The sequence below is a fragment of the Streptomyces sp. NPDC053427 genome (assembly GCF_044544985.1).
Classification (GTDB): Bacteria; Actinomycetota; Actinomycetes; order Streptomycetales; family Streptomycetaceae; genus Streptomyces.
The window spans coordinates 146,108-168,329 of record NZ_JBITYA010000010.1 but is presented as its reverse complement, the minus strand read 5'-3'; the positions used below and the strand labels follow the sequence as shown (position 1 = coordinate 168,329).

The following is a 22,222-nucleotide window of genomic DNA, read 5'->3' as shown; positions in this document are numbered from 1 at the left end:
GGGGAGGTCGGCGCACCAAGCTATGCACGTCACGCATCTCTCGCTCGCCGACTTCCGCTCGTACGCCCGGGTCGAGGTCCCACTCGACCCGGGCGTCACGGCTTTCGTGGGCCCCAACGGACAGGGCAAGACCAATCTGGTGGAGGCGGTCGGCTACTTGGCGACGCTCGGCAGCCACCGGGTCTCCTCGGACGCCCCGCTGGTGCGGATGGGCGCCGAACGGGCGGTGATCCGGGCCGCGGTCGTCCAGGGCGAGCGACAGCAGCTGGTGGAGCTGGAGCTCAATCCGGGCAAGGCGAATCGCGCCAGGATCAACCGGTCCTCGCAGGTCAGGCCGCGGGATGTGCTGGGGATCATACGGACGGTGCTGTTCGCGCCGGAGGACTTGGCGCTGGTCAAGGGCGATCCCGGGGAACGGCGGCGATTCCTGGACGAGCTGATCACTGCGCGCTCGCCACGGATGGCGGGGGTGCGCTCCGACTACGACCGCGTGCTCAAGCAGCGCAACACCCTGCTGAAGACGGCCGCGCTGGCGCGGCGGCACGGCGGGCGGCAGATGGACCTGTCGACGCTGGATGTGTGGGACCAGCATCTGGCACGCGCGGGTGCCGAGTTGCTGGCGCAGCGGTTGGACCTGATCGGCGCGCTGCAGCCGCTGGCCGACAAGGCGTACGAGCAGTTGGCGCCCGGTGGCGGACCGCTGGCCCTGGAGTACCGCGGGTCGGCGGGCGAGGCGATGGCCGCCGCGTCCACCCGTGAGGAGCTGTACGGCGTGCTGCTGGCGGCGCTGGGCGAGGCCCGTAAGGGAGAGATCGAGCGCGGAGTGACGCTGGTCGGCCCGCACCGCGACGATCTGGTGCTGAAGCTGGGGCAGCTCCCGGCGAAGGGCTACGCGAGCCATGGCGAATCCTGGTCGTATGCGCTGGCGCTGCGGCTGGCCTCGTACGACCTGCTGCGCGCCGAGGGCAATGAGCCGGTGCTGGTCCTGGACGACGTCTTCGCGGAGCTGGACGCCCGGCGGCGGGAGAGGCTGGCCGAGCTGGTGGCGCCGGGCGAGCAGGTGCTGGTGACGGCGGCGGTGGACGACGATGTGCCAGGGATGCTGGCCGGGGCGCGCTACGCGGTGTCCGACGGCGCCGTGGAGAAGGTGACGTCGTGAGTGAGGAACAGCCCGACCGGCCCAGAACTCCGGAGCTGTCCGGCGTGGATCTGGCCCGTCAGGCCTTGGTAGCCGCCAAGGAACAGGCGCGTGCGCGGGGCGCGGCCGCGCAGCAGAAGAAGCAGGCCAGGCGTGGCGGACTGCGTTCGGGTGCGCGGGCGGACGGCCGCGATCCGCTGCCGCTGGGTGCGGCGATCAACCGGCTGATCACCGAGCGCGGCTGGGAGACCCCGGCGGCGGTCGGCGGGGTGATGGGGCGCTGGCCGCAGCTGGTCGGGCCCGAGGTGGCGCAGCACTGCGAGCCGCAGCGGTACGACGAGGACGCCCGGGTGCTGACGGTGCAGTGCGATTCGACGGCATGGGCGACGCAGCTGCGGCTGCTGGCGCCGCAGCTGGTGGCCCGCCTCAACCAGGACCTGGGCCAGGGCACCGTCAAGCTGATCAAGGTACTGGGGCCCGGTGGTCCCGCGCGGCGCTACGGGTCGCTGCGGGCGCCCGGCAGCAAGGGTCCCGGCGATACCTACGGCTAGGTCCCGGCCGGTCAACGGATGCGATGTTTCACGTGAAACAGCCGCTCTGCCCTGCTTGCGGACCGTTTCACGTGAAACACCGCACTGCCGTACGACCCCTGTAAACACCTGAGGCGGGTGAGACTCCGCTCACGGTAGCGGCTGGTTGACAGCCCGAAGCGCTGAGTGCCCGTGTGAGCGTCCTGAGGCCCCTTCTCGAATATGGGGAGTCGGCGGACGTCGGTGCAGGGCGGCACATGACGACTCAGGTGCCTGCAAACCCCCATGAGTGTCAGCGCTACCGGTAGACTGGTGGCAATCCCGCCCACTCGCGGAACATGTCGAACGACGCAGCCGTTCTCGCCTGTCTTTTCTGGGGTTGCCCCGCAGGCGCGGAAGGGCTTGTGCTGTGCCAGAAAGGGCGCTTCGTGGCCGACTCCGGCGACCTCAACGAGAACAACACGGCTTCTACTGAAGAGGGGGTTCCTGCCGGCGTCATGGGCGACTCCTCGGTGGAGAAGTCGTACGACGCCAGCGCGATCACCGTCCTCGAAGGCCTGGACGCGGTCCGCAAGCGCCCCGGCATGTACATCGGCTCGACCGGCGAGCGCGGGCTGCACCACCTCGTGCAAGAGGTGGTCGACAACTCCGTCGACGAGGCGATGGCCGGGCACGCGGACACCATCGAGGTGACGATCCTGCCCGACGGCGGCGTCCGCGTCGTCGACAACGGCCGCGGTATCCCGGTCGGCATCGTGCCGTCGGAGAACAAGCCGGCCGTCGAGGTCGTGATGACGGTGCTGCACGCCGGCGGCAAGTTCGGCGGCGGCGGCTACGCGGTCTCCGGTGGTCTGCACGGCGTGGGTGTCTCGGTCGTGAACGCGCTGTCGCAGCGGGTGGCGGTCGAGGTCCGCACGGACGGCCACCGCTGGACCCAGGACTACAAGCTCGGTGTGCCGACCGCGCCGCTCGCCAAGCACGAGGCCACCGAGGAATCCGGTACGTCGGTGACGTTCTGGGCCGACGGCGACATCTTCGAGACCACCGAGTACAGCTTCGAGACGCTCTCCCGGCGCTTCCAGGAGATGGCCTTCCTCAACAAGGGCCTCTCGATCGCGCTGCGCGACGAGCGCCCGGCCCATGTGGACGAGGAGGGCAACCCCCTCTCGGTGCGGTACCACTACGAGGGCGGCATCGTCGACTTCGTGAAGTACCTCAACTCGCGCAAGGGCGAGCTGGTGCACCCGACCGTCATCAGCGTGGAGGCCGAGGACAAGGAGCGGCTGCTCTCGGTCGAGATCGCGATGCAGTGGAACACCCAGTACAGCGAGGGTGTCTACAGCTTTGCGAACACCATCCACACCCATGAGGGCGGCACCCACGAAGAGGGCTTCCGGGCGGCGCTGACGGGTCTGATCAACCGTTACGCGCGCGACAAGAAGCTGCTGCGCGAGAAGGACGACAACCTCACGGGTGAGGACATCCGCGAGGGTCTGACCGCGATCATCTCGGTCAAGCTCGGTGAGCCGCAGTTCGAGGGTCAGACCAAGACCAAGCTGGGCAACACCGAGGCCAAGACCTTTGTGCAGAAGGTCGTCCACGAGCACCTCACCGACTGGCTGGACCGCAACCCCAACGAGGCCGCGGACATCATCCGCAAGGGCATCCAGGCGGCCACCGCCCGCGTCGCCGCCCGCAAGGCGCGCGATCTGACCCGCCGCAAGGGTCTGCTGGAGACCGCGTCGCTGCCGGGCAAGCTGAGTGACTGCCAGTCCAACGACCCGACCCAGTGCGAGATCTTCATCGTCGAGGGTGACTCCGCCGGCGGCTCGGCCAAGTCCGGCCGTAACCCGCAGTACCAGGCGATCCTCCCGATCCGCGGCAAGATCCTCAATGTCGAGAAGGCCCGGGTCGACAAGATCCTGCAGAACAACGAGGTCCAGGCGCTGATCTCGGCGTTCGGCACGGGTGTGCACGAGGACTTCGACATCGAGAAGCTCCGGTATCACAAGATCATCTTGATGGCGGACGCCGACGTCGATGGCCAGCACATCAACACCCTGCTGCTCACCTTCCTCTTCCGGTTCATGCGGCCGCTGGTCGAGGCCGGGCACGTCTACCTCTCCCGCCCGCCGCTGTACAAAATCAAGTGGGGCCGGGACGACTTCGAGTACGCCTACTCCGACCCCGAGCGCGACACCCTGATCGAGCGCGGCAAGCAGGCCGGCAAGCGGATCAAGGACGACTCGGTCCAGCGCTTCAAGGGTCTGGGCGAGATGAACGCCGAGGAACTGCGGGTGACCACGATGGACATCGACCACCGGGTCCTCGGTCAGGTCTCGCTGGACGACGCGGCCCGCGCGGACGACCTGTTCTCGGTGCTGATGGGTGAGGACGTCGAGGCACGCCGCTCCTTCATCCAGCGCAACGCCAAGGACGTCCGCTTCCTCGACATCTGAGCCCGGTCGGCCCTCACAACAGCCGCCGCTCGAAAGGACTTTGAACAGCAATGGCCGACGAGAACCCCCCTGTGACCCCGGACGGCGTGACCCCCGAGGGCGCGCCCGCCGCCATCGAAGGCGTAGGCATGCGCGTCGAGCCCGTCGGGCTCGAGACGGAGATGCAGCGCTCCTACCTCGACTACGCGATGTCCGTCATCGTCTCGCGCGCGCTGCCGGACGTACGGGACGGCCTCAAGCCCGTGCACCGCCGCGTCCTGTACGCGATGTACGACGGCGGCTACCGCCCCGAGAAGGGCTTCTACAAGTGCGCCCGCGTCGTCGGTGACGTCATGGGTACGTACCACCCGCACGGCGACTCCTCGATCTACGACGCCCTGGTGCGCCTGGCACAGCCGTGGTCGATGCGGATGCCGCTGGTGGACTCCAACGGCAACTTCGGTTCCCCGGGCAACGACCCGGCCGCGGCCATGCGGTACACCGAGTGCAAGATGAAGCAGCTGTCGATGGAGATGCTCCGGGACATCGACGAGGACACCGTCGACTTCCAGGACAACTACGACGGCCGCAACCAGGAGCCGACGGTCCTGCCGGCGCGCTTCCCGAACCTGCTGATCAACGGCTCGGCCGGTATCGCGGTTGGTATGGCCACGAACATCCCGCCGCACAACCTCCGCGAGGTCGCGGCCGGTGCCCAGTGGGCGCTGGAGAACCCCGAGGCCTCCAGCGAGGAGCTGCTGGACGCGCTGATCGAGCGCATCAAGGGCCCGGACTTCCCCACCGGCGCACTGGTCGTGGGCCGCAAGGGCATCGAGGAGGCGTACCGCACCGGCCGCGGCTCCATCACGATGCGCGCGGTGGTCGCCGTCGAGGAGATCCAGAACCGCCAGTGCCTGGTGGTCACCGAGCTGCCCTACCAGGTCAACCCGGACAACCTCGCGCAGAAGATCGCCGACCTGGTCAAGGACGGCAAGATCGGCGGCATCGCGGACGTCCGCGACGAGACGTCCTCGCGTACGGGCCAGCGGCTGGTCATCGTCCTCAAGCGGGACGCGGTCGCCAAGGTCGTCCTCAACAACCTCTACAAGCACACCGACCTCCAGACCAACTTCGGCGCGAACATGCTCGCCCTGGTGGACGGCGTGCCGCGCACGCTGTCGCTGGACGCGTTCATCCGCAACTGGGTCAACCACCAGATCGAGGTCATCGTCCGCCGGACGAAGTTCCGGCTGCGCAAGGCCGAGGAGCGGGCGCACATCCTGCGCGGTCTGCTCAAGGCCCTGGACGCGATCGACGAGGTCATCGCGCTGATCCGCCGCAGCGAGACGGTCGAGGTGGCGCGCGAGGGCCTGATGGGCCTGCTGACCATCGACGAGATCCAGGCGAACGCGATCCTGGAGATGCAGTTGCGCCGGCTGGCCGCCCTGGAGCGGCAGAAGATCACCGCCGAGCACGACGAGCTGCAGCGCAAGATCAGCGAGTACAACGCGATCCTGGCCTCGCCGGAGCGGCAGCGCCAGATCATCAGCGAGGAACTGGCCGCAATCGTCGAGAAGTTCGGCGACGACCGGCGCTCCAAGCTGGTGCCCTTCGAGGGTGACATGTCCATCGAGGACCTGATTGCCGAGGAGGACATCGTCGTCACGATCAGCCGTGGCGGCTATGTGAAGCGCACCAAGACCGACGACTACCGCTCGCAGAAGCGCGGCGGCAAGGGCGTCCGGGGCACGAAGCTGAAGGAAGACGACATCGTCGACCACTTCTTCGTCTCCACCACCCACCACTGGCTGCTGTTCTTCACGAACAAGGGCCGGGTCTACCGCGCCAAGGCCTACGAGCTGCCGGACGCGGGCCGCGATGCGCGCGGTCAGCACGTGGCCAACCTGCTCGCCTTCCAGCCGGATGAGCAGATCGCACAGATCCTGGCGATCCGCGACTACGAGGCCGTGCCGTACCTGGTGCTCGCCACCAAGGCCGGCCTGGTCAAGAAGACGCCGCTCAAGGACTACGACTCGCCCCGCTCCGGCGGTGTCATCGCGATCAACCTGCGCGAGCAGGAGGACGGCAGCGACGACGAGCTGATCGGCGCCGAGCTGGTGTCGGAAACCGACGATCTGCTGCTGATCAGCAAGAAGGCGCAGTCGATCCGGTTCACGGCGACGGACGAGGCGCTGCGGCCGATGGGCCGGGCCACCTCCGGCGTCAAGGGCATGAGTTTCCGTGAGGGCGACGAACTGCTCTCGCTGAATGTGGTGCGCGAGGGTACGTTCGTGTTCACCGCGACGGATGGCGGCTACGCCAAGCGCACGGCGGTGGACGAGTACCGCGTCCAGGGCCGCGGCGGCCTCGGCATCAAGGCCGCCAAGATCGTCGAGGACCGGGGTTCGCTGGTCGGCGCCCTGGTGGTCGAGGGGACCGACGAGATCCTGGCGATCACTCTGAGCGGTGGCGTGATTCGTACGCGGGTCAACGAGGTCAGGGAGACCGGCCGTGACACGATGGGCGTCCAACTGATCAACCTGGGCAAGCGAGATGCCGTTGTCGGCATCGCACGGAACGCCGAGGCCGGTCGTGAGGCCGAAGAGGTCGACGGGGTCGAGGACCCTGAGGAGACCGAAGCGGCCGCAGGGGCCGAGCCGGCGGCGGCCGAGGGCGAGCAGCCCGCGGCGGAGTAGCACGAGGAGTAGGTCGTGAGTGGAGCCACGGGCGCTGCAGCGGGTGGATCGGGAGTCAAGAAGGGCTTCCCGTCCGGACCCGCCACCGTGACGGAAAACGGCGCCCGTGGCTCTGCCGCGTCCGAAGGCCCCCGAGACGAGGGCTCCAACCAGGGGGGAATCGTGACCGATACGCGTCAGCCGCAACCGCAACCGCAGCAGCAACCGCAGTCCCATCAGCCCCCGCAGCAGTCCCAGGGCGGCCAGGGACAGCCGTATCAGCCGCCCCAGGCCTACCGCACCGGCGGCGGCTCCGGCGGCGGCCAGGCGGTACGCAAGCCCCGTACGGGCGCCGGCACGGTGCCGCGGACCCGCAAGGCCCGGCTGCGGGTGGCGCGCGCCGATCCCTGGTCGGTGATGAAGGTCAGCTTCCTGCTGTCCATCGCGCTGGGGATCTGCACGGTGGTGGCCGTCTCGGTGCTGTGGATGGTGATGAACGCGATGGGCGTCTTCTCCACCGTCGGCAGCACCATCAGTGAGGCGACCGGCTCCGGCGACGGCGGCGGATTCGATCTGCAGTCATTCCTGTCGCTGCCGCGGGTGCTGCTGTTCACCGGGGTCATCGCGGTGATCGACGTGGTGCTGGCGACGGCGCTGGCCACGCTGGGTGCGTTCATCTACAACCTGTCCGCGGGCTTCGTGGGCGGGGTGGAGCTCACCCTCGCCGAGGACGAGTAGCGCCCCTGGTGACGGGCCCATCGGGTGTCCTTCGGAACCGATTTTGGGAACGCCTCTGAAGTGCGCTAATCTTTCGTTGCAGCGAGCGCGCGGCTATAGCTCAGACGGTTAGAGCGCTTCCCTGATAAGGAAGAGGCCCCAGGTTCAAGTCCTGGTAGCCGCACTGCACACTCGGCCCGGTCGGAGATTTCTCCGGCCGGGCCGAGTGCGTTGTGCCGTGCGGGAGATCCGCGGCGCCGGACCGATTCGCCGTACGGAAACCGGAAGTTGAGCCTCCTGCGAGGTCAGGGCGCCGGTTGCAGCCGAGCTCGGCCTAGATAACCGAACGGTATCGGTCGGTGTGTATCATCGGCCGACATAGGTCCCCTACGTCAACGAAAGACGAGGTCGCGCGGTGAAGAAGCTTCTCCTGGTCGCACTGGCCGCCATCGGCGGGCTCCTCGTGTACCGCCAGATCCAGGCGGATCGCGCCGAGCAGGATCTGTGGACGGAGGCGACCGACTCCGTGCCCGCAGGTTCGGGTGTGTGAGACCCCAACGCACAGCAGTTTGTACGGACCCCGGTTGCCCTTGGGCGGCCGGGGTTTCGTGCGTCGTGGGCGGGCCGGGCGTGAGGGTGGGCGCGGGTGCGCCGCGGCGGACCGCTGTTGTTGCAGGGCCGTGACGCCGGACCCCTTGAATTTGCGTTAGCACATTATTAACTTGCAGTAGCAAAGTTGAAGTGCGTGGCATCGCGGAATGCGTTGACGTGCGGGTGTGCGGGTGCGTTGATGTGCGGAAAGTGGCACGCGGTACGCAAGGGGGACGAGGGACATGGCACGACGACGCCGCAGGGGGGCGGTGGCCTTGCTCGGCGGACTGCTGCTGGCTCTTGCCGCCGCGCCGCTGCAGACAACGCCGGCCGTGGCGACGGCACCGGCCCCGCCGCCCGCCGAGGGCAGCGGCATGGTGATGGTGCTGGACTCCTCCGGCTCCATGGCCGAGAAGGACGGTTCCGGCAGCACCCGGATCGCGGCCGCCGGTAAGGCCGTCGGCACGGTCGTCGACGCGCTGCCCGCCGGCTATCCGACCGGACTCCGGCTCTACGGCGCCGACAAACCCAAGGGCTGCGACGACACCCGGCTCGCCCAGCCCGTGTCCCCGCTCGACCGGGCGGCCCTCAAACGGGCCGTCGCGGGCGTCCGGCCCAAGGGTGACACTCCGATCGGGCTGTCCCTGGAAAAGGCCGCCCAGGACCTGCCCAAGGCCTCCGGCGGGCCGATCGGCAAGCGCACGATCCTGCTGATTTCCGACGGCGAGGACAACTGCCAGGCGCCGCCGCCCTGCAAGGTCGCCGCCCAACTCGCCGCGTCCAACGTCGATCTGCACATCGACGCCATCGGCTTCCAGGTCGCCGGCAAGGCCCGGCAGCAGCTGGAATGCATCGCCAGGTCCGGCAAGGGCCAGTACTTCGACGCCCCCGACGCCAAGGCGCTCGCGCGACAGCTCCAGCGGGCCGGTCAACTCTCCGCGAACGGCTACCGGTTCAAGGGGCAGAAGGTCCGGGGCACCCTCGCGCAGTCCGATGCGCCCACCCTCGCTCCGGGGCAGTACCTGGACAGCATCGGCCCCAACGAGAAGCGCTACTACGCCGTCGACCTGGACGCGGCCGCCACGGCCGACTTCTCGGCGACCGTGGTGCCGCAGCCCGGCGCGAAGGTCGGCCTCCTCGACTCGCTGCACACCGAGATCGTCCACGGCACCGACAGCGCCTGCGATTCCACCTACGAACTGTTCGGGCAGCGGCAAAGCGCCATTCCGCTCACCTCCGGCGTCAGCCGGATCCCCTCGCAGGAGGGCACCGACGGCTGCGACAAGGCGGGCAGTTACTGGTTTGTCGTCGAGCGCAAGGCAGCCAAGGACTCGGATGCCTCGCGCTGGCCGCTGGAGGCGATGTTTCACGTGGAACATCCGCTGAAAAAGGGCGTCACGCCCGCGCAGTCGGAGCCGGAGTACGGGGCGGGTGGCAAAACCGCCACACTGCCCACCGGCGTCCCGAAGGCAGTTACCGGCGGCACCGGCTTCAACGACGCCCGGGCCCTGACCCAGGGAGTCTGGCGGGACAAGATCCTGCCCTCGCAGACCCTCTGGTACAAGGTGCCGGTCGGCTGGGGCCAGCAGCTGCGCTATGACGTGGAATTCTCCAACGAGCCCAGGGTCGGGGACGGCCACAGCGCGGTCACCGCTTACGGCGGCACCCAGGTCTACACCCCCGCGCGTGCGCCGGTCGGCAGTGGTACGTCCGAGTTCACCCCACAGGTGCCGTACAACGGGCAGCCGGCCTCGCTCAGCATGGGGACGGTGCCCGTTGCCTGGACCAACCGCTACGAGAGCGACAGCAACGTCACGCCCGTGCACGACAAGGGCGCCTTCTACATCGCCGTCTCGCTGAGCTCCCAGGCCGCCGAGATCGCGCGGGACCCGCAGATCGGCGTGGTGCTGCGGGTCGCCGTACTGGGCAAGGCGAAGTCGGGTCCGCAGGCCGGTGCCGGCGTCGTCAAGAGCGACGCCGCGGGCGCTCCCCGGGCCTCGGCGGCCGGCAGGCAGGACGTCAGTGGAGGATGGGCGGCGGGCCCGGTGGTCGCGGCCGTCTTCGGCGGCATCGGCGTACTGCTGCTGGCCGGACTCGCGGTCGCCTTCCTGCGGGCTCGGGGGAAACAGCGGACCGGCGGGGGCGATTCGGATGCGATGAGGGGTGGCTCGTGGTGACGCGGCGCGGGACGAACACAGGGCTCGTCATGCTGGCGGCGCTCGCCATGGTGGCGGTCATGCCGGGCGCGGTGGGGGTGGCCTCAGCCGACGACGTGCCCGCCTACAAGACGGCGGACGGCGCTACCCGGATCAAGGGAGCCACCACGACGTTGGACGCCCCGCCGCTCAAACCGGGCCTGTATGCCGACAGCATCGGGCGCGGCCAGCGGAAGATCTACACCGTCAGGCTGGACGCCAGGTCCAGCGCCTACTTCTCGGTGGTCGCCGCGCCCAAGCCCGGCACCAAGGTCGAGGAGTACAAGGACAAGCTGACCGTCAGGGTCCAGGACACCAGCAGCAACCCCTGCAGTACGGAGACTTCGCCGACCTTTCACGCCGGCGAGACGCCCTATCCCATCGGCGACTACGCCAGCCGTAACGTCGGCCGCGGCGAGACGGCGTGCAAGGACGCCGGTCCGTACTACGTCGTGGTCTCCCGAGAGGGATCGGCCACGTCCGGTCCCGACGCCTGGCCGATCGAACTGAGCTATACCGATGAGCCCCCGCTGAAGGGCCGCACTCCTGCCGCGCCGGTCGACGGCAGCTGGAGCACCAAGCCCCCCGAGCCGCGCACCGACTCCACCAAGCGCAGGGCCAGGGGCGGCACCGGCTTCAACGACGCGGGCTCGGTCGGCACCGGCGTCTGGACGGACCGGATCAGGCCCGGTGAGACCCGCTTCTACCGGGTGCCGGTCAGCTGGGGCCAGCGCCTCAACCTGCGCGCGGAACTGCCGAACGCGCCCTCGTCCGCCAGTGGCACGTTCCTCTCGAACGCCCTCGGGCTGAATGTCTTCAACCCCGCGCGCGGTGTCGTGGACGACGACAACTTCGTCTACTACAACGGCGAAGGCGCCACCGCCAAGGAGTTCACCGCTCCCGTCGACTACGGGAACCGCTTCAACACCACCAGTGCGGTCAAGGCGATGCGGTTCGCGGGCTGGTACTACCTCGAAGTGACCCTGAACGCCGGTGCGGCGAAGTTCTTCCCCAAGGGCACCGGCCTCACCCTGCGGGTCGACGTAAAGGGCGAAGCGAAGGCCGGACCGGCCTACTCCGAGCCCGCCGACCAGTTCACCGTCACCGACGAGGAACGGGAGATGGCCAGGAAGGGCCAGACCGAGCAGGCGGCGGAGAAGAGCGGCACCCTGCGGACGGTGGCCTACGCCGGGATCGGCACGGGTGTGGTGCTGCTGCTGGGACTGGGCGTGTGGACGCTGGTGGCCCGGCGCAGGGCCGCAGGCACCCCCCGGACCCCCGGGACTCCCCAGACGTTCCCCCAGCGGGCCCAGCAGCCCTCCCAGCCGCAGTTTCCCCAACAGGGCAGCCCGGACAGCCGGAACCAGCAGCCCGGGCCTCCGCAGGGCTGGTAGGCGCACGCGGGGGCGTCAGGAGACCGACAGCGCCCAGATGCCCACCGCGATGCACAGCAGCGCGACGATCAGCACCGGGACCGCCACCTTCGCGGGCGGTCCCGGCCGCCGCGCCGGGACAGCGGCGGCCGGGGCGCCCGCGGGCGGCGCCATGTGCGCAACCGGCGCCGGCTGCCCCGGGGCCCCGGCCGGCGGCTGACCGGGCACGGGGTGCGGCCCCGCGGTGTACGGCCGGGTCGCGGAAACCTCTGCCCGGATGGCCGCCGTCGGCTCGTACGACGGGATCGGGACCGGCGGCGGCGTGGCCGGTGCGGCAGGCATGCCCTGGGCCGGGGGCGTGCCACCCCACGGCGCGCTCGGCGGGGGCGTCGGTGTGGGGGTCGGGGTTGGCGGGGTGCTCGGCTGCTGCGGCGCCGACAGGCTCCGCTCCGGCGGTGCGAGCTGGAAGCTGCCGGTGTCCGACAGGGAACCCTGTCCGGTGGCCGCGTCCCTGGAGGCCGGCGGCCCGGCCGGCCCGAACCCGGCCGGCAGCGGCCCGATGTGGTCGAAGACCTCGACGATCTCTTCCTCGATCGTCGTGTCCGGCAGCATCTCGGCCGCCGACAGGACCGCCTTGCGCGCCCCCGTGGCCGTCTTGAACCGCGACTCCGGGTCCGGGTGCAGCAGAGCGGCCAGCACCTGCCACAGCGGTTCCGGCACCCCCTCGGGGGCGTTGGGGATGCCGCGCTCGGCGAAGTGCCGGACCAGCGCCTCGGAGTCCGGCTTGGTGCCGGTGATCAGATAGAGCGCCACCAGACCGACCGCGAACAGGTCCGCCGGGAAGTCCGGCTCGGCCCCCAGCATCTGCTCGGGCGCGAAGTAACCGGGCGTGCCCACCACGTAGTTGGTCTCGGTGAGCCGTGGCTCGCCCTTGCGCATCGCGATGCCGAAGTCGCTCAGCCGCAGATGCGGACGGCCGGTTCCGGTGGCCTCCAGCAGGATGTTCGCGGGCTTGATGTCCCGGTGCACCACCCCCTCCGCATGCACCGCGGTCAGCCCGGCCAGCAGCTGGTCCAGCAGCGTGCACACGAACCGCGGCGGCAACGGGCCGTAGTCGCCGATCAGATGCGCCAGCGAGCCGCCGTTCACCAGATCCATGGTGAACAGCACCTTGTCGTCGTCCGCGGCCCAGCTCGCCGGGGCCAGCACATGCGGATGGTCGATCCGCAGCGCCTGTTCCCGTACGAAGCGCAGCAGGGTGTGCGCATCGCTCTGCTGCAGCACCTTCGCCGCGACATAGCGGCGTCGCCGGTGGTCCCAGGCGCGCCAGACCGCGCCCACACCGCCTCGTCCGATCGGGTCGATCAGCTCGTACCGACCGGCGAAGATCTCACCCATGACGCCCCGTTCCGCTCCCGAACTCCGCAAGCTCCGCTGTGGCTAGCCCTGGTGCGCCTCATAATGCGCCACCGCGTCCGCGGTGCGGCCGGCACCGTAGACCCTGAGGAACTCTGCCAGTTCGGGGTGAGTGGGGGCGAGGGTGTTCGCCGCATCGATGATGTCGCCGGCGTCGGAGACCGAGCGCAGCAGCGACTGAATCTCGCGCACCACGCGCCGTACGGTGGTGGCCCCCGTCGACGACGTCTGCTGCGTGGTGTTGTTGAGCACCGAACCGCCGGCCGTCTTCTTGATCTCGTCCATCCGGTCGGTCGCCTCGGCGGCGCTGACGCTGCCATCCGCCACCTGTCCGGCCAGTTCCTGCAACGCCTGGACGCGCTGGACCACGGCCGGGTTGCCTATCTTCGCGCGTTGCCCGCTCATCAGCTGCGACAGCATCGGAGCGGACAGACCGAGTACGGCGGCCAGTCGCGCCTGGTTGAGGCCCAGATCGTCGATGAGACGGCGGAACAGCGCACCCAGAGGCTCCCCGTACCAACTGCGCTGCAGCTCCCGGGCTCGCGCGGTGGCTTCCTGTTGTGCTGCGTCCATGCGTCTCCCCTGTCTCCCCGATCGCGCTTCGCTGCCGCGAATCTCGCGAAGCATCCTACGGAGAGTGGCGGGGTGCGGCGATACCCGGTCGGGAAAGCGACCGGGTACCAGGTACCCTGGTCCGCGAAGGGGCCTTAGCTCAGTTGGTAGAGCGCTGTCTTTGCATGGCAGATGTCAGGAGTTCGACTCTCCTAGGCTCCACCATCCAATGCCTTCTGATCTGTGAAATCGCAGGTCAGGGGGCATTTTTGGTGCGCTGAGGAAAGCCGGGGGACCGGGAGGCGGCGGGGCTGCCGCCTCCGGTCACCGGTGCAGACGCAGCTGCTGCCCCGGGTAGATGTGGTCCGGACCCTCGTCGAGCGTCTGTTTGTTCAGCTCGTACAGAGCCTGGGTGCCGCCCGGAATGTGCTGACTGTCCGCGATGACCGAGAGGCAGTCGCCCCGGTGCACGGCATAGGCGCTGCCGGCGCGGGAGCCGGAGGCCTTGTGGGTGCGCCGGTGCGTCGGAGCGGCCGACGGGGACCGATGGGCCTGGTGGGGCCGGTACGTCTGATGCTTGTGGTGGGTTGCCGACGGGTTCCGGTGATGGGTGGCGGCACCCTCGTAGCCGGCCGCCGGGCCGCCGGAACCGAACAAGCCGAAGCGCCCGCAGTTCGGCCACGGCGCCAGGCCACGGTCCTCGGCGATGCGCTCACCGACCGAGATCTGCTCCGAGCGGGAGGCGAGGTCGGCGCGGGGGGCGTAGCGCCCGCCGCCGTACTCCTGCCAGGTGGAGAGGTCGATCTGGAGCCCACCGTGGTAGCCGTTGCCGGTGTTGATGTGCCAGCGGCCGCTGCTCTCGCAGTGCGCGATGCGCTCCCAGTCGGTGTCCTCTGGGGCCGTTGGCGGTGCGGCAGCGGCGGCCTGGCCTGCGGAGCCGCCGAGGGCGCTCAGCAACACGATCAGCCCGGACAGGATCGCTTCGACGGACCGCTTGGCGACGTACGACGACATGACGGTACTCCTCCGCTGTGCTCCGGCAGCGGCCGTGGCGCAGTGCACGCCACGACCGGTGGGCAGGGACGAGGTAACCGGCCAATATGCTTTTCGGCACGTTTGACGGGCCCGAAGGCGCGTGTTTCACCTGGCTGGACGCAGGGTTCTGACGGAGCGTTGTGCCGGACGGGGACCCTGCGGACCCGCGGCCGCCGGCACAGGAGTCTCGTGGTGGCAGGAACACCAACGGGCCGTGCCCGCCGCCCCGTTGAGGGGGCGACGGGCACGGCCCGTCGAGAGGGTGCCGAACGGCGTCAGGGAGCGCTGCCGCCGCGCTCGTCCGCTTCGTCCTCGGCCTGCTTGGCCTGCACCTCGGGGTCGAGGGAGGCGCCCTCGCTGCCGTCCACGGCGCCCAGGCGGCCGCGCTCGCCGAGCTCGGTGGGGGCCGGCGGCTCGACCAGCCAGTCCGGGTTGGCCTGCTTGTCCCACCACTTCCAGGCGGCGACCGCGCCGCCCACCAGGATGCCCAGGACGGCCAGCCGCTTCGCCGTCTTGCCGGCGCAGGCGCGGCGGTGGTGCTTCTTCTGGAGCTTGGCGATCTCGGCGGCCGTCACCTGGCCGCGCAGCGCGGCCAGCGCGGCGGTGCCCCGGGCGAGGGCCTCGTCGCGTACCGGCTCGGCGGCCGCGCGGGCGGTGCTCACCGCGTGCTCCAGCCGCGGCGCGGTGTATTCGGCGGCCTGCCGGGCGGCCTTACGGGTCCGGCCCGCGGCCCGGCAGGCCGCAGCGTCCACCCTGGGCGGCAGGGCGTCACGGGCGTGCTCGAGGCGCGGCTGCAGATGGGCGTCGTACTGGGAGCGGGCCTGGTGCGCGGCTTCGACGACCTTGGGTCCCATGCGGGTACGGGCCTCATGTGCGTACTGCACGGCGGCGTCCCTGGCCGTACCGGCATAAGGAGCCACCACCTCCGCGGCGTGCCGCACGCTGTCCCTGGCCGTACCGGTCGCGGCGCGCACGCTGTCCTTGCGGGTCACGGGATCCTCCTCCTCGGTGGCGTGTCCGGGGCTGTGGGGGGGTGGTCCCCCATGTCTGCTGTGTCGCCTGTCCACCCGGTTGAAGATCATGCCCGCTCACATGTCGTACGGCATGTGCGAACGGGCATCCGGGTCATTGGGGACCTTCCGGAGCCTAGTGACGACAATGCCACGGTTTGCCGCCCGCCGCGCCTGGTTCCCGGGGCCCGACGCACCGATCAAAACTCGGAGTAGCCGCAAGAAATCAGTACGAAGGGCCCCGGAAGGTGGTGGTCACGGGACGGGCGGGCCGGACCGTGCGAGGATCGGTAACCGCCAGTGAAGACTTATGGAAGGTAGATCGTGGCTGAACAGCTCTACGCCACCCTGAAGACCAACCAGGGCGACATCGAGATCCGGCTTCTGCCGAACCATGCACCCAAGACAGTCAAGAACTTCGTCGAGCTCGCGAGCGGCGAGCGGGAGTGGACGCACCCGGCGACCGGCAAGAGGTCCACGGACAAGCTGTACGACGGCACGGTCTTCCACCGCGTGATCAGCGGCTTCATGCTCCAGGGCGGAGACCCGCTGGGTGACGGCACCGGCGGTCCCGGCTACCAGTTCGCGGACGAGTTCCACCCCGACCTGGCGTTCAACAAGCCCTACCTGCTCGCCATGGCGAACGCCGGTCCGGGCACCAACGGCTCGCAGTTCTTCATCACCGTCGCGCCGACCGCCTGGCTGACCGGCAAGCACACCATCTTCGGTGAGGTCACCGACGAGGCCAGCCAGAAGGTCGTGGACGCCATCGGCAACGCCCAGACCAACCCGCGGACCGACCGTCCGCTGCAGGACGTCGTCATCGAGACGGTCGTCATCGAGACCCGCTGAGCGGGTCCCGCGGCCCGAGCCGGACCGATAGCGTCCCGCCCGGGGAACCATTGCGCCCCGCCCGGTCGTACATCAGGCGGGGCGCGAAGCACGTTCAGGGGCTGGTGACAGGGCGACGGGCGGTGAGCTGACGCCCCCAGACGGAGACGAAGGACGAGGGGACCGATGGACCAGGTGCCAGGCAGCCCACAGGAGCCCAAGGACGCCCACGGCGGCGACGACCTGCCGGGGTGCTACCGCCACCCGGACCGTACGACCGGCATCCACTGCACCCGCTGCGACAAGCCGATCTGCCCGGACTGCATGATCAGCGCATCGGTCGGCTTCCACTGCCCGGACTGCGTACGCGCCGGGAACGGCACCCGACGCTCGGCGACCGCGACGGCGCCGCGCACCATCGCGGGTGGCACCATCGCCGCCAACCCGCGGCTGATCACGTTGATCCTGATGGGCATCAACCTGGCGGTCTTCATCGCGGTCAAGGCGGACGGCACCCGGCTGCTGAGCGATCTGGTCATGCTCGGCCGCACCCCTGCCGGATATCTGCCCCAGGGCGTCGCCGAGGGCGAGTGGTACCGCCTGGTGACCGCGATGTTCCTGCACCAGGAGATCCCGCACATCGCGTTCAACATGCTCTCGCTGTGGTGGCTGGGACCGCCCCTGGAGGCGGCGCTCGGCCGGCTCCGCTTCATCGTCCTGTACATGCTCGCCGGCCTCGGCGGCAGCGCCCTGTCGTATCTGCTCGCCCCGCCGGACGCGGCCTCCCTCGGCGCCTCCGGCGCGATCTTCGGGCTGCTGGGCGCCACCGCCGTCCTGATGCGGCGGCTGAACTACGACATGAAGCCGGTGCTGATCCTTCTCGGCCTCAACCTCGTCTTCACCTTCGCCTGGCCGAACATCTCCTGGCAGGCGCACATCGGCGGCCTGGTGGTGGGCGCCGCGGTGGCGTACGGAATGGTGCACGCGCCGCGTGAGCACCGGAATCTGGTGCACGCCGCGACCTGTGCGGTGGCGCTGCTGGCCGTCGTCGCGGTGGTGTGGGTACGGACCCTCCAGCTGGTCGGCTGACCGGGCCGCACCGCTGTCGGGGACCCGCCACGCCAAGTTGTCCACAGTGCGTGCCGGATCTTGTGCAAGCTGTGGGGAACACCCGTTCTTTGCCGCGCTGACCTGCGTTTCCCCAGTCGGGACACGGGGGCAGGGGCGCCAAGGGGCGGTCGACGCCGGTCACACCGGCGTCAACCTCCCGAAGGTTATCCACAGATCTTCTGAAGTTTTCCCCGGCTGTGGATAACCGTGTGGATGGCCTTGGGTAGGACTTGCCAGGACCGGGCGTGCGCTACTTCCACTGAGTGGAGACGCCGAAGCCCACCGCGATGAAGCCGAAGCCGCACACGATGTTCCAGTTCCCGAGGGCCTTGATCGGAAGGTCGCCCTCGGAGACGTAGAAGAGCACGATCCAGGCGAGTCCGATCAGGAACATCGCCAGCATCAGAGGCGCGACCCAGCCACGGCCTGAACTCATCTTCAGACTGGTGGTCTTCGCCGGCGGCGGCGTGAAGTCGTCCTTCTTGCGGATCCGTGACTTCGGCACGAGGAACTCTCCTGTCGATGCGCTGCTCCCCCCACCCCGGGCGGCGCTCGAGCGGGCGGTGCCCCCACCTGCGTGGGGGCGGTACGGAACGGGTGCCGGGAGGAGAAACGGTGGGGCGCGATTCCTCGCCCGGGCGTCCGTTAGCGTAGTGCTTCCGCGGCGTCGTAAGGAGTAAGGGTACGTTGAGCAATTCCGCTGACTCCCCAGGTCGCCCCGCTCGCCCCCGCCTGCGGCCGGTACGGATCCTGACCCTCGCCGTCTTCGCACTCGCCGGACTGCTGTTCTGGCTGAGCTTCGACACCGCCCGTGGTACCAATCTGCGCTCGGACGACTCCATGCTGCGACTGTCCGACCTCATCGAGGAACGCAGCCACAAAAACGGTGCCCAGGACGACCGTAACGCCGTCCTGCGCGAACGCGTCGACGCCCTCGCCCAGCGCGACAACGGCAGCTCCAAGGCCGAGGACGCCAAGCTCAAGGCTCTGGAGAAGAACGCCGGCACCAAGAAACTGACCGGCCCCGGCGTCACCGTCACCCTCACCGACGCCCCGCCCAACGCCACCGCCAAGATCCCCGGTATCCCCGAGCCGCAGCCCAACGACCTCGTCATCCACCAGCAGGACCTCCAGGCCGTGGTCAACGCCCTGTGGCAGGGCGGCGCCAAAGGGATCCGGGTCAAGAACCAGCGGCTGATCTCCACCAGCGCGGTGCGCTGCGTCGGCAACACCCTGATCCTCCAGGGCCGGGTCTACTCCCCGCCGTACACGATCACCGCCGTCGGCGACCGCGCGGCGCTGAACAGGGCGCTGACCGCCTCCCCCGCCATCCAGAACTATCTGCAGTACGTGAACGCCTACGGCCTGGGCTGGAAAGTCGACCAGCACGAGGCGGTGACTCTTCCCGGCTACTCCGGCACAGTGGATCTCCACTACGCACAGCCTGCGAAGCCGTAGCCCGCACGCCGCGGGGCGGCGGGAGGGCGGGGCCGCATGTCACTGCGGGGCCGAAGGACGCTGCCGAGCCGGACGACGGTGCGCGTGATCGTACGGACGCTCAGCGAGATCTGCGTCACCGCCGGCACACTCATCGTGCTCTTCGTCGTCTATGTGCTCTTCTGGACCGGCGTACGGGCCGACAGCGCGATGGACGGCGAGATCGGCAAACTCCAGGAACGATGGTCGACCGGCCCCGTCACCACCCACGACAGCACCCCCGCGCCCGCCCGCGCGAAACCGCCCGGCCGCTACACAGCGGGCGCCTCCTTCGCCGTGATGTACATCCCGCGCCTCGGCGCGGACTGGGCCAAACCCGTACTGGAAGGCACCGCGACCGGCACCCTCCAACGCGGCCTGGGCCACTACGACCGCACCGCGCGGCTCGGCCAGGTCGGCAACTTCGCCGTCGCCGGACACCGCCGCACCTACGGCGACCCCTTCAAGGACTTCCCGCAGCTGCGGCCCGGCGACGCCGTGGTGCTGACCGACGGCACGACCTGGTTCACCTACCGCATCGACAACCGCCCCTACACGACGCTGCCCGGCGACATCGGCGTGATCGACCCCGTACCCGAAAAATCCGGCTTCAACGGCCCGGGGCGCTATCTCACCCTGACCACCTGCGAGCCGGAATGGGGCCACAGCCACCGGCTGATCGCCTGGGCACATCTGGATTCCACCCAACCCGTCGCACAGGGAAGGCCATCGGCTTTGACCGGCTGACCCACCAGCGCACGCCCTCGCCCCTTAGTCTGGTGGGGCAATCGACATCGGCATCGGCATCGGCAAGGGGACAGCGAGCGCATGTACGGCTGGATCTGGCGGCATCTGCCGGGCAACGCATGGGTGAAGGCGCTGATTTCACTGGTGCTGGTGCTGGCGGTCGTCTTCGTGCTCTTCCAGTACGTCTTTCCGTGGGCGGAGCCGCTGCTCCCCTTCAATGACGTCACGGTCAATGAAGGGATGGCGGCACTCCGATGACCGCACGGATCCTCGTCGTCGACAACTACGACAGCTTCGTCTTCAACCTCGTCCAGTACCTCTACCAGCTCGGCGCCGAGTGCGAGGTACTGCGCAATGACGAGGTCGCCCCCCGGCACGCTCAGGACGGCTTCGACGGCGTTCTGCTCTCGCCCGGACCCGGCACGCCCGAGCAGGCCGGCGTCTGCGTCGACATGGTCCGGCACTGCGCGGAAACCGGCGTCCCGGTGTTCGGCGTCTGTCTCGGCATGCAATCGATGGCGATCGCCTACGGCGGCGTGGTGGACCGGGCCCCCGAGCTCCTGCACGGCAAGACGTCACCTGTCCTCCACGAGGGTGCCGGGGTCTTCGCCGGTCTGCCCTCCCCCTTCACGGCCACGCGCTACCACTCCCTGGCCATCGAGCCCGACACCGTCCCCGACGAACTGACCGTCACCGCCTGGACGGAGTCCGAGGACGCCCCCGGCGGCCGGATCATCATGGGCGTGCGGCACCGCGAACTCCCGGTGGAGGGCGTCCAGTTCCACCCCGAGTCGGTGCTGACGGAGTGGGGACACAAGATGCTGGCCAACTGGCTGGTGGAATGCGGCGACGAGGGAGCCCTGCGGCGCTCTGTGGGGCTTGCCCCGGTGGTCGGCAAGGCGGGGGCGTGACGGCCCTGCGCCCGGAGCGTGAAGGGAGATCCTATGAGCCGCACGAGTCGGCGCAGTCGTATGCGTCCGAGCGGCCCCATGCACCCCAGGAGCCTTACGACCCACTGGACCCCTACGGCCGCCCCGACACCTTCGAGGCGGCCGTCGGGCAGCTCAATGACCCCCTGAACGACCCGCTGCCGGGCCAGGCGCCGCAGGCACCGGAGCCCGGCCCCGGGGCGTACGAGCAACCCGGGCAGCCGGCCCACGGCACCGCGAGCGCCGACTCGCCCTGGTTCCGGCCGCATCGCGAGGCGGAACGGCCCGGCCCGCCGGATCCGCGGCCCGCACCCGAGTCGCATGGCTACGACCCCGGGTACGGGATCTCTCCGGCCGCGGAGCCGACCCCCGAGCCGTACGCCGCACCGGACCCCCCGGCCCACGCCTCCCGGCCGTCGACCTCCGGGCCGCAGCGCGACGACGAGACCATGGCGCTGCGGCAGGCCGAGGAGCCCGGCACGCGCCGCGACCGCAGAAAAGGCGGAGACGGGGACGACGTTTCACGTGAAACAACCGCCCGTGAAACCGACGCTGTTTCACGTGAAACATCGGCGACGCCGGCACCCGGTGGCCGGGCGGCCCGGCGCAAGGCCGCACAGGAAGCCGCCAAGCGGGGCGGCAGACGCGGCCGCCACGGCGGTGGGGCCACCGCATCCACCGCGGTCTCCGAGGCCGCCAAAACCGCCTCCGCCGCCGAATCTCCCCCCGTCCCCACCTCCCGGCTGGAGGCCCGCCGGGCCGCACGAGCCGCCAAGGACAGCCTCAGCCTGATCGTCAGCCGCGCCGTGGGCGAGGTGTTCATTTCCCTCGGCGTGCTGATGCTGCTGTTCGTCACCTACCAGCTGTGGTGGACGAATGTGATGGCCGACGAGGAAGCGGGTGGCGCCGCGACCACCCTCCAGCACCAGTGGGACAAGGGCGGCGGAGAGAAGAAGAATCTCGCGGTCGGTGAGCGCTTCGGCATCATGTACATCCCGAAGCTGGATGTGAAGGCACCGATCGCCGAGGGCATCGACAAGCACAGTGTGCTCGACCACGGCATGGTCGGCCACTACGACAAGAGCAGCGGGATCAAGACCGCGATGCCCTGGGACAAGAAGGGCAACTTCGCCGTGGCCGCCCATCGCAACACCCACGGCGAACCGTTCCGCTACGTCAACAAGCTCACCAAGGGCGACAAGATCATCGTCGAGACCCAGAGCGCGTACTACACGTACGAAATGGAGAGCATCCTCCCTCAGACGTCTCCGAGCAACACCAGCGTGATCGGACCCGTACCGCCCGGCTCGGGATTCACCGGCCCCGGGCGCTACATCACGCTGACGACCTGCACCCCGGAATTCACCAGTACCTTTCGGATGATCGTCTGGGGCAAGATGGTCGACGAGCGACCGCGAAGCAAGGGCAAACCGGCAGCGCTCACAGGCTGAACGAAGGT

20 protein-coding genes and 2 tRNA genes are annotated in these 22,222 nt (G+C 69.5%); 17 read left to right on the top strand and 5 right to left on the bottom strand.

Features of this window, described 5'->3' with window-relative positions; genetic code table 11:
• Positions 1-22 precede the first annotated feature (22 nt).
• The 9 genes from recF to ACIGWZ_RS27170 all read left to right on the top strand — a co-directional run bounded on the left by recF (position 23) and on the right by ACIGWZ_RS27170 (position 11,678).
• Positions 23-1,159, top strand: a complete 1,137-nt coding sequence (gene recF, locus ACIGWZ_RS27210; protein WP_400069047.1) for a DNA replication/repair protein RecF — start codon at positions 23-25, stop codon at positions 1,157-1,159.
• The gene (locus ACIGWZ_RS27205; protein ID WP_400069045.1) at positions 1,156-1,689 is read left to right on the top strand and encodes a DUF721 domain-containing protein; all 534 of its coding nucleotides are present in this window, start codon (positions 1,156-1,158) and stop codon (positions 1,687-1,689) included. Before recF ends, ACIGWZ_RS27205 begins: the two co-directional genes overlap by 4 nt.
• Before the next feature lie 407 nt (positions 1,690-2,096).
• Positions 2,097-4,127, top strand: a complete 2,031-nt coding sequence (gene gyrB, locus ACIGWZ_RS27200; protein ID WP_400069044.1) for a DNA topoisomerase (ATP-hydrolyzing) subunit B — start codon at positions 2,097-2,099, stop codon at positions 4,125-4,127.
• A gap of 50 nt (positions 4,128-4,177) precedes the next feature.
• On the top strand, positions 4,178-6,802 hold the full coding sequence (gyrA, locus tag ACIGWZ_RS27195; RefSeq protein WP_400069042.1) for a DNA gyrase subunit A: 2,625 nt from the start codon (positions 4,178-4,180) through the stop codon (positions 6,800-6,802).
• 15 nt (positions 6,803-6,817) lie between these two features.
• Complete coding sequence (locus tag ACIGWZ_RS27190; protein WP_400069040.1) at positions 6,818-7,519, top strand: DUF3566 domain-containing protein; 702 nt, start codon at positions 6,818-6,820, stop codon at positions 7,517-7,519.
• Positions 7,520-7,608: 89 nt separating this feature from the next.
• Positions 7,609-7,682, top strand: a tRNA-Ile gene (locus ACIGWZ_RS27185).
• 231 nt (positions 7,683-7,913) lie between these two features.
• Positions 7,914-8,048 (top strand): DLW-39 family protein, encoded by a 135-nt coding sequence (locus ACIGWZ_RS27180; protein WP_003958712.1) that lies wholly within the window; start codon positions 7,914-7,916, stop codon positions 8,046-8,048.
• A 283-nt stretch (positions 8,049-8,331) separates the two neighbouring features.
• Positions 8,332-10,266, top strand: a complete 1,935-nt coding sequence (locus ACIGWZ_RS27175; RefSeq protein ID WP_400069039.1) for a VWA domain-containing protein — start codon at positions 8,332-8,334, stop codon at positions 10,264-10,266.
• Positions 10,260-11,678 (top strand): hypothetical protein, encoded by a 1,419-nt coding sequence (locus tag ACIGWZ_RS27170; protein WP_400069037.1) that lies wholly within the window; start codon positions 10,260-10,262, stop codon positions 11,676-11,678. Before ACIGWZ_RS27175 ends, ACIGWZ_RS27170 begins: the two co-directional genes overlap by 7 nt.
• Before the next feature lie 15 nt (positions 11,679-11,693).
• Here ACIGWZ_RS27170 and ACIGWZ_RS27165 read toward each other — a convergent pair whose 3' ends face one another.
• Positions 11,694-13,055 carry a serine/threonine-protein kinase gene (locus ACIGWZ_RS27165; protein WP_400069035.1) on the bottom strand — a complete coding sequence of 454 codons (1,362 nt, stop codon included), beginning with the start codon at positions 13,053-13,055 and terminating at the stop codon, positions 11,694-11,696.
• 42 nt (positions 13,056-13,097) lie between these two features.
• Positions 13,098-13,646, bottom strand: coding sequence for a helix-turn-helix domain-containing protein (locus ACIGWZ_RS27160; protein WP_400069033.1), 549 nt, complete (start codon positions 13,644-13,646; stop codon positions 13,098-13,100).
• Between the two features lie 128 nt (positions 13,647-13,774).
• Between ACIGWZ_RS27160 and ACIGWZ_RS27155 the strand changes: the two genes are divergently transcribed.
• A tRNA-Ala gene (locus tag ACIGWZ_RS27155) sits at positions 13,775-13,850 on the top strand.
• A gap of 99 nt (positions 13,851-13,949) precedes the next feature.
• Here ACIGWZ_RS27155 and ACIGWZ_RS27150 read toward each other — a convergent pair.
• Together ACIGWZ_RS27150 and ACIGWZ_RS27145 are read right to left on the bottom strand one after the other, a co-directional pair.
• On the bottom strand, positions 13,950-14,639 hold the full coding sequence (locus tag ACIGWZ_RS27150; RefSeq protein WP_400069032.1) for a transglycosylase family protein: 690 nt from the start codon (positions 14,637-14,639) through the stop codon (positions 13,950-13,952).
• Between the two features lie 296 nt (positions 14,640-14,935).
• Positions 14,936-15,652, bottom strand: coding sequence for a DUF5324 family protein (locus ACIGWZ_RS27145; protein WP_400069030.1), 717 nt, complete (start codon positions 15,650-15,652; stop codon positions 14,936-14,938).
• A gap of 342 nt (positions 15,653-15,994) precedes the next feature.
• Between ACIGWZ_RS27145 and ACIGWZ_RS27140 the strand changes: the two genes are divergently transcribed.
• Positions 15,995-16,522, top strand: a complete 528-nt coding sequence (locus ACIGWZ_RS27140; protein ID WP_400069028.1) for a peptidylprolyl isomerase — start codon at positions 15,995-15,997, stop codon at positions 16,520-16,522.
• A 165-nt stretch (positions 16,523-16,687) separates the two neighbouring features.
• Positions 16,688-17,590 carry a rhomboid family intramembrane serine protease gene (locus tag ACIGWZ_RS27135; protein WP_400069026.1) on the top strand — a complete coding sequence of 301 codons (903 nt, stop codon included), beginning with the start codon at positions 16,688-16,690 and terminating at the stop codon, positions 17,588-17,590.
• Positions 17,591-17,861: 271 nt separating this feature from the next.
• Here ACIGWZ_RS27135 and crgA read toward each other — a convergent pair whose 3' ends face one another.
• Positions 17,862-18,116 (bottom strand): cell division protein CrgA, encoded by a 255-nt coding sequence (gene crgA / locus ACIGWZ_RS27130; RefSeq protein WP_362698607.1) that lies wholly within the window; start codon positions 18,114-18,116, stop codon positions 17,862-17,864.
• 182 nt (positions 18,117-18,298) lie between these two features.
• On the opposite strand from crgA, the gene ACIGWZ_RS27125 reads away from it, so the two are divergent.
• The 5 genes from ACIGWZ_RS27125 to ACIGWZ_RS27105 all read left to right on the top strand — a co-directional run bounded on the left by ACIGWZ_RS27125 (position 18,299) and on the right by ACIGWZ_RS27105 (position 22,214).
• Positions 18,299-19,069, top strand: a complete 771-nt coding sequence (locus ACIGWZ_RS27125; protein WP_400069024.1) for a DUF881 domain-containing protein — start codon at positions 18,299-18,301, stop codon at positions 19,067-19,069.
• 36 nt (positions 19,070-19,105) lie between these two features.
• Entirely contained in the window at positions 19,106-19,834 is a 729-nt protein-coding gene (locus tag ACIGWZ_RS27120; protein ID WP_400069022.1) for a class E sortase, read from the top strand.
• A gap of 81 nt (positions 19,835-19,915) precedes the next feature.
• The gene (locus tag ACIGWZ_RS27115) at positions 19,916-20,092 is read left to right on the top strand and encodes a hypothetical protein (protein WP_046927090.1); all 177 of its coding nucleotides are present in this window, start codon (positions 19,916-19,918) and stop codon (positions 20,090-20,092) included.
• Positions 20,089-20,745 carry an aminodeoxychorismate/anthranilate synthase component II gene (locus tag ACIGWZ_RS27110; protein WP_400069020.1) on the top strand — a complete coding sequence of 219 codons (657 nt, stop codon included), beginning with the start codon at positions 20,089-20,091 and terminating at the stop codon, positions 20,743-20,745. The genes ACIGWZ_RS27115 and ACIGWZ_RS27110 overlap by 4 nt, the downstream gene beginning before the upstream one ends.
• The gene (locus ACIGWZ_RS27105) at positions 20,742-22,214 is read left to right on the top strand and encodes a class E sortase (protein ID WP_400069018.1); all 1,473 of its coding nucleotides are present in this window, start codon (positions 20,742-20,744) and stop codon (positions 22,212-22,214) included. The genes ACIGWZ_RS27110 and ACIGWZ_RS27105 overlap by 4 nt, the downstream gene beginning before the upstream one ends.
• Positions 22,215-22,222: the final 8 nt, after the last annotated feature.

Bases quoted from the DNA above. Each gene is read 5' to 3' on its own strand.
- ACIGWZ_RS27165 (WP_400069035.1), bottom strand. From the start codon at position 13,055: ATGGGTGAGATCTTCGCCGGTCGGTACGAGCTGATCGACCCGATCGGA.
- ACIGWZ_RS27160 (WP_400069033.1), bottom strand. From the start codon at position 13,646: ATGGACGCAGCACAACAGGAAGCCACCGCGCGAGCCCGGGAGCTGCAG.
- ACIGWZ_RS27110 (WP_400069020.1), top strand. From the start codon at position 20,089: ATGACCGCACGGATCCTCGTCGTCGACAACTACGACAGCTTCGTCTTC.
- gyrA (WP_400069042.1), top strand. From the start codon at position 4,178: ATGGCCGACGAGAACCCCCCTGTGACCCCGGACGGCGTGACCCCCGAG.
- ACIGWZ_RS27135 (WP_400069026.1), top strand. From the start codon at position 16,688: ATGGACCAGGTGCCAGGCAGCCCACAGGAGCCCAAGGACGCCCACGGC.
- recF (WP_400069047.1), top strand. From the start codon at position 23: ATGCACGTCACGCATCTCTCGCTCGCCGACTTCCGCTCGTACGCCCGG.
- ACIGWZ_RS27120 (WP_400069022.1), top strand. From the start codon at position 19,106: ATGTCACTGCGGGGCCGAAGGACGCTGCCGAGCCGGACGACGGTGCGC.
- ACIGWZ_RS27175 (WP_400069039.1), top strand. From the start codon at position 8,332: ATGGCACGACGACGCCGCAGGGGGGCGGTGGCCTTGCTCGGCGGACTG.
- ACIGWZ_RS27150 (WP_400069032.1), bottom strand. From the start codon at position 14,639: ATGTCGTCGTACGTCGCCAAGCGGTCCGTCGAAGCGATCCTGTCCGGG.
- ACIGWZ_RS27115 (WP_046927090.1), top strand. From the start codon at position 19,916: ATGTACGGCTGGATCTGGCGGCATCTGCCGGGCAACGCATGGGTGAAG.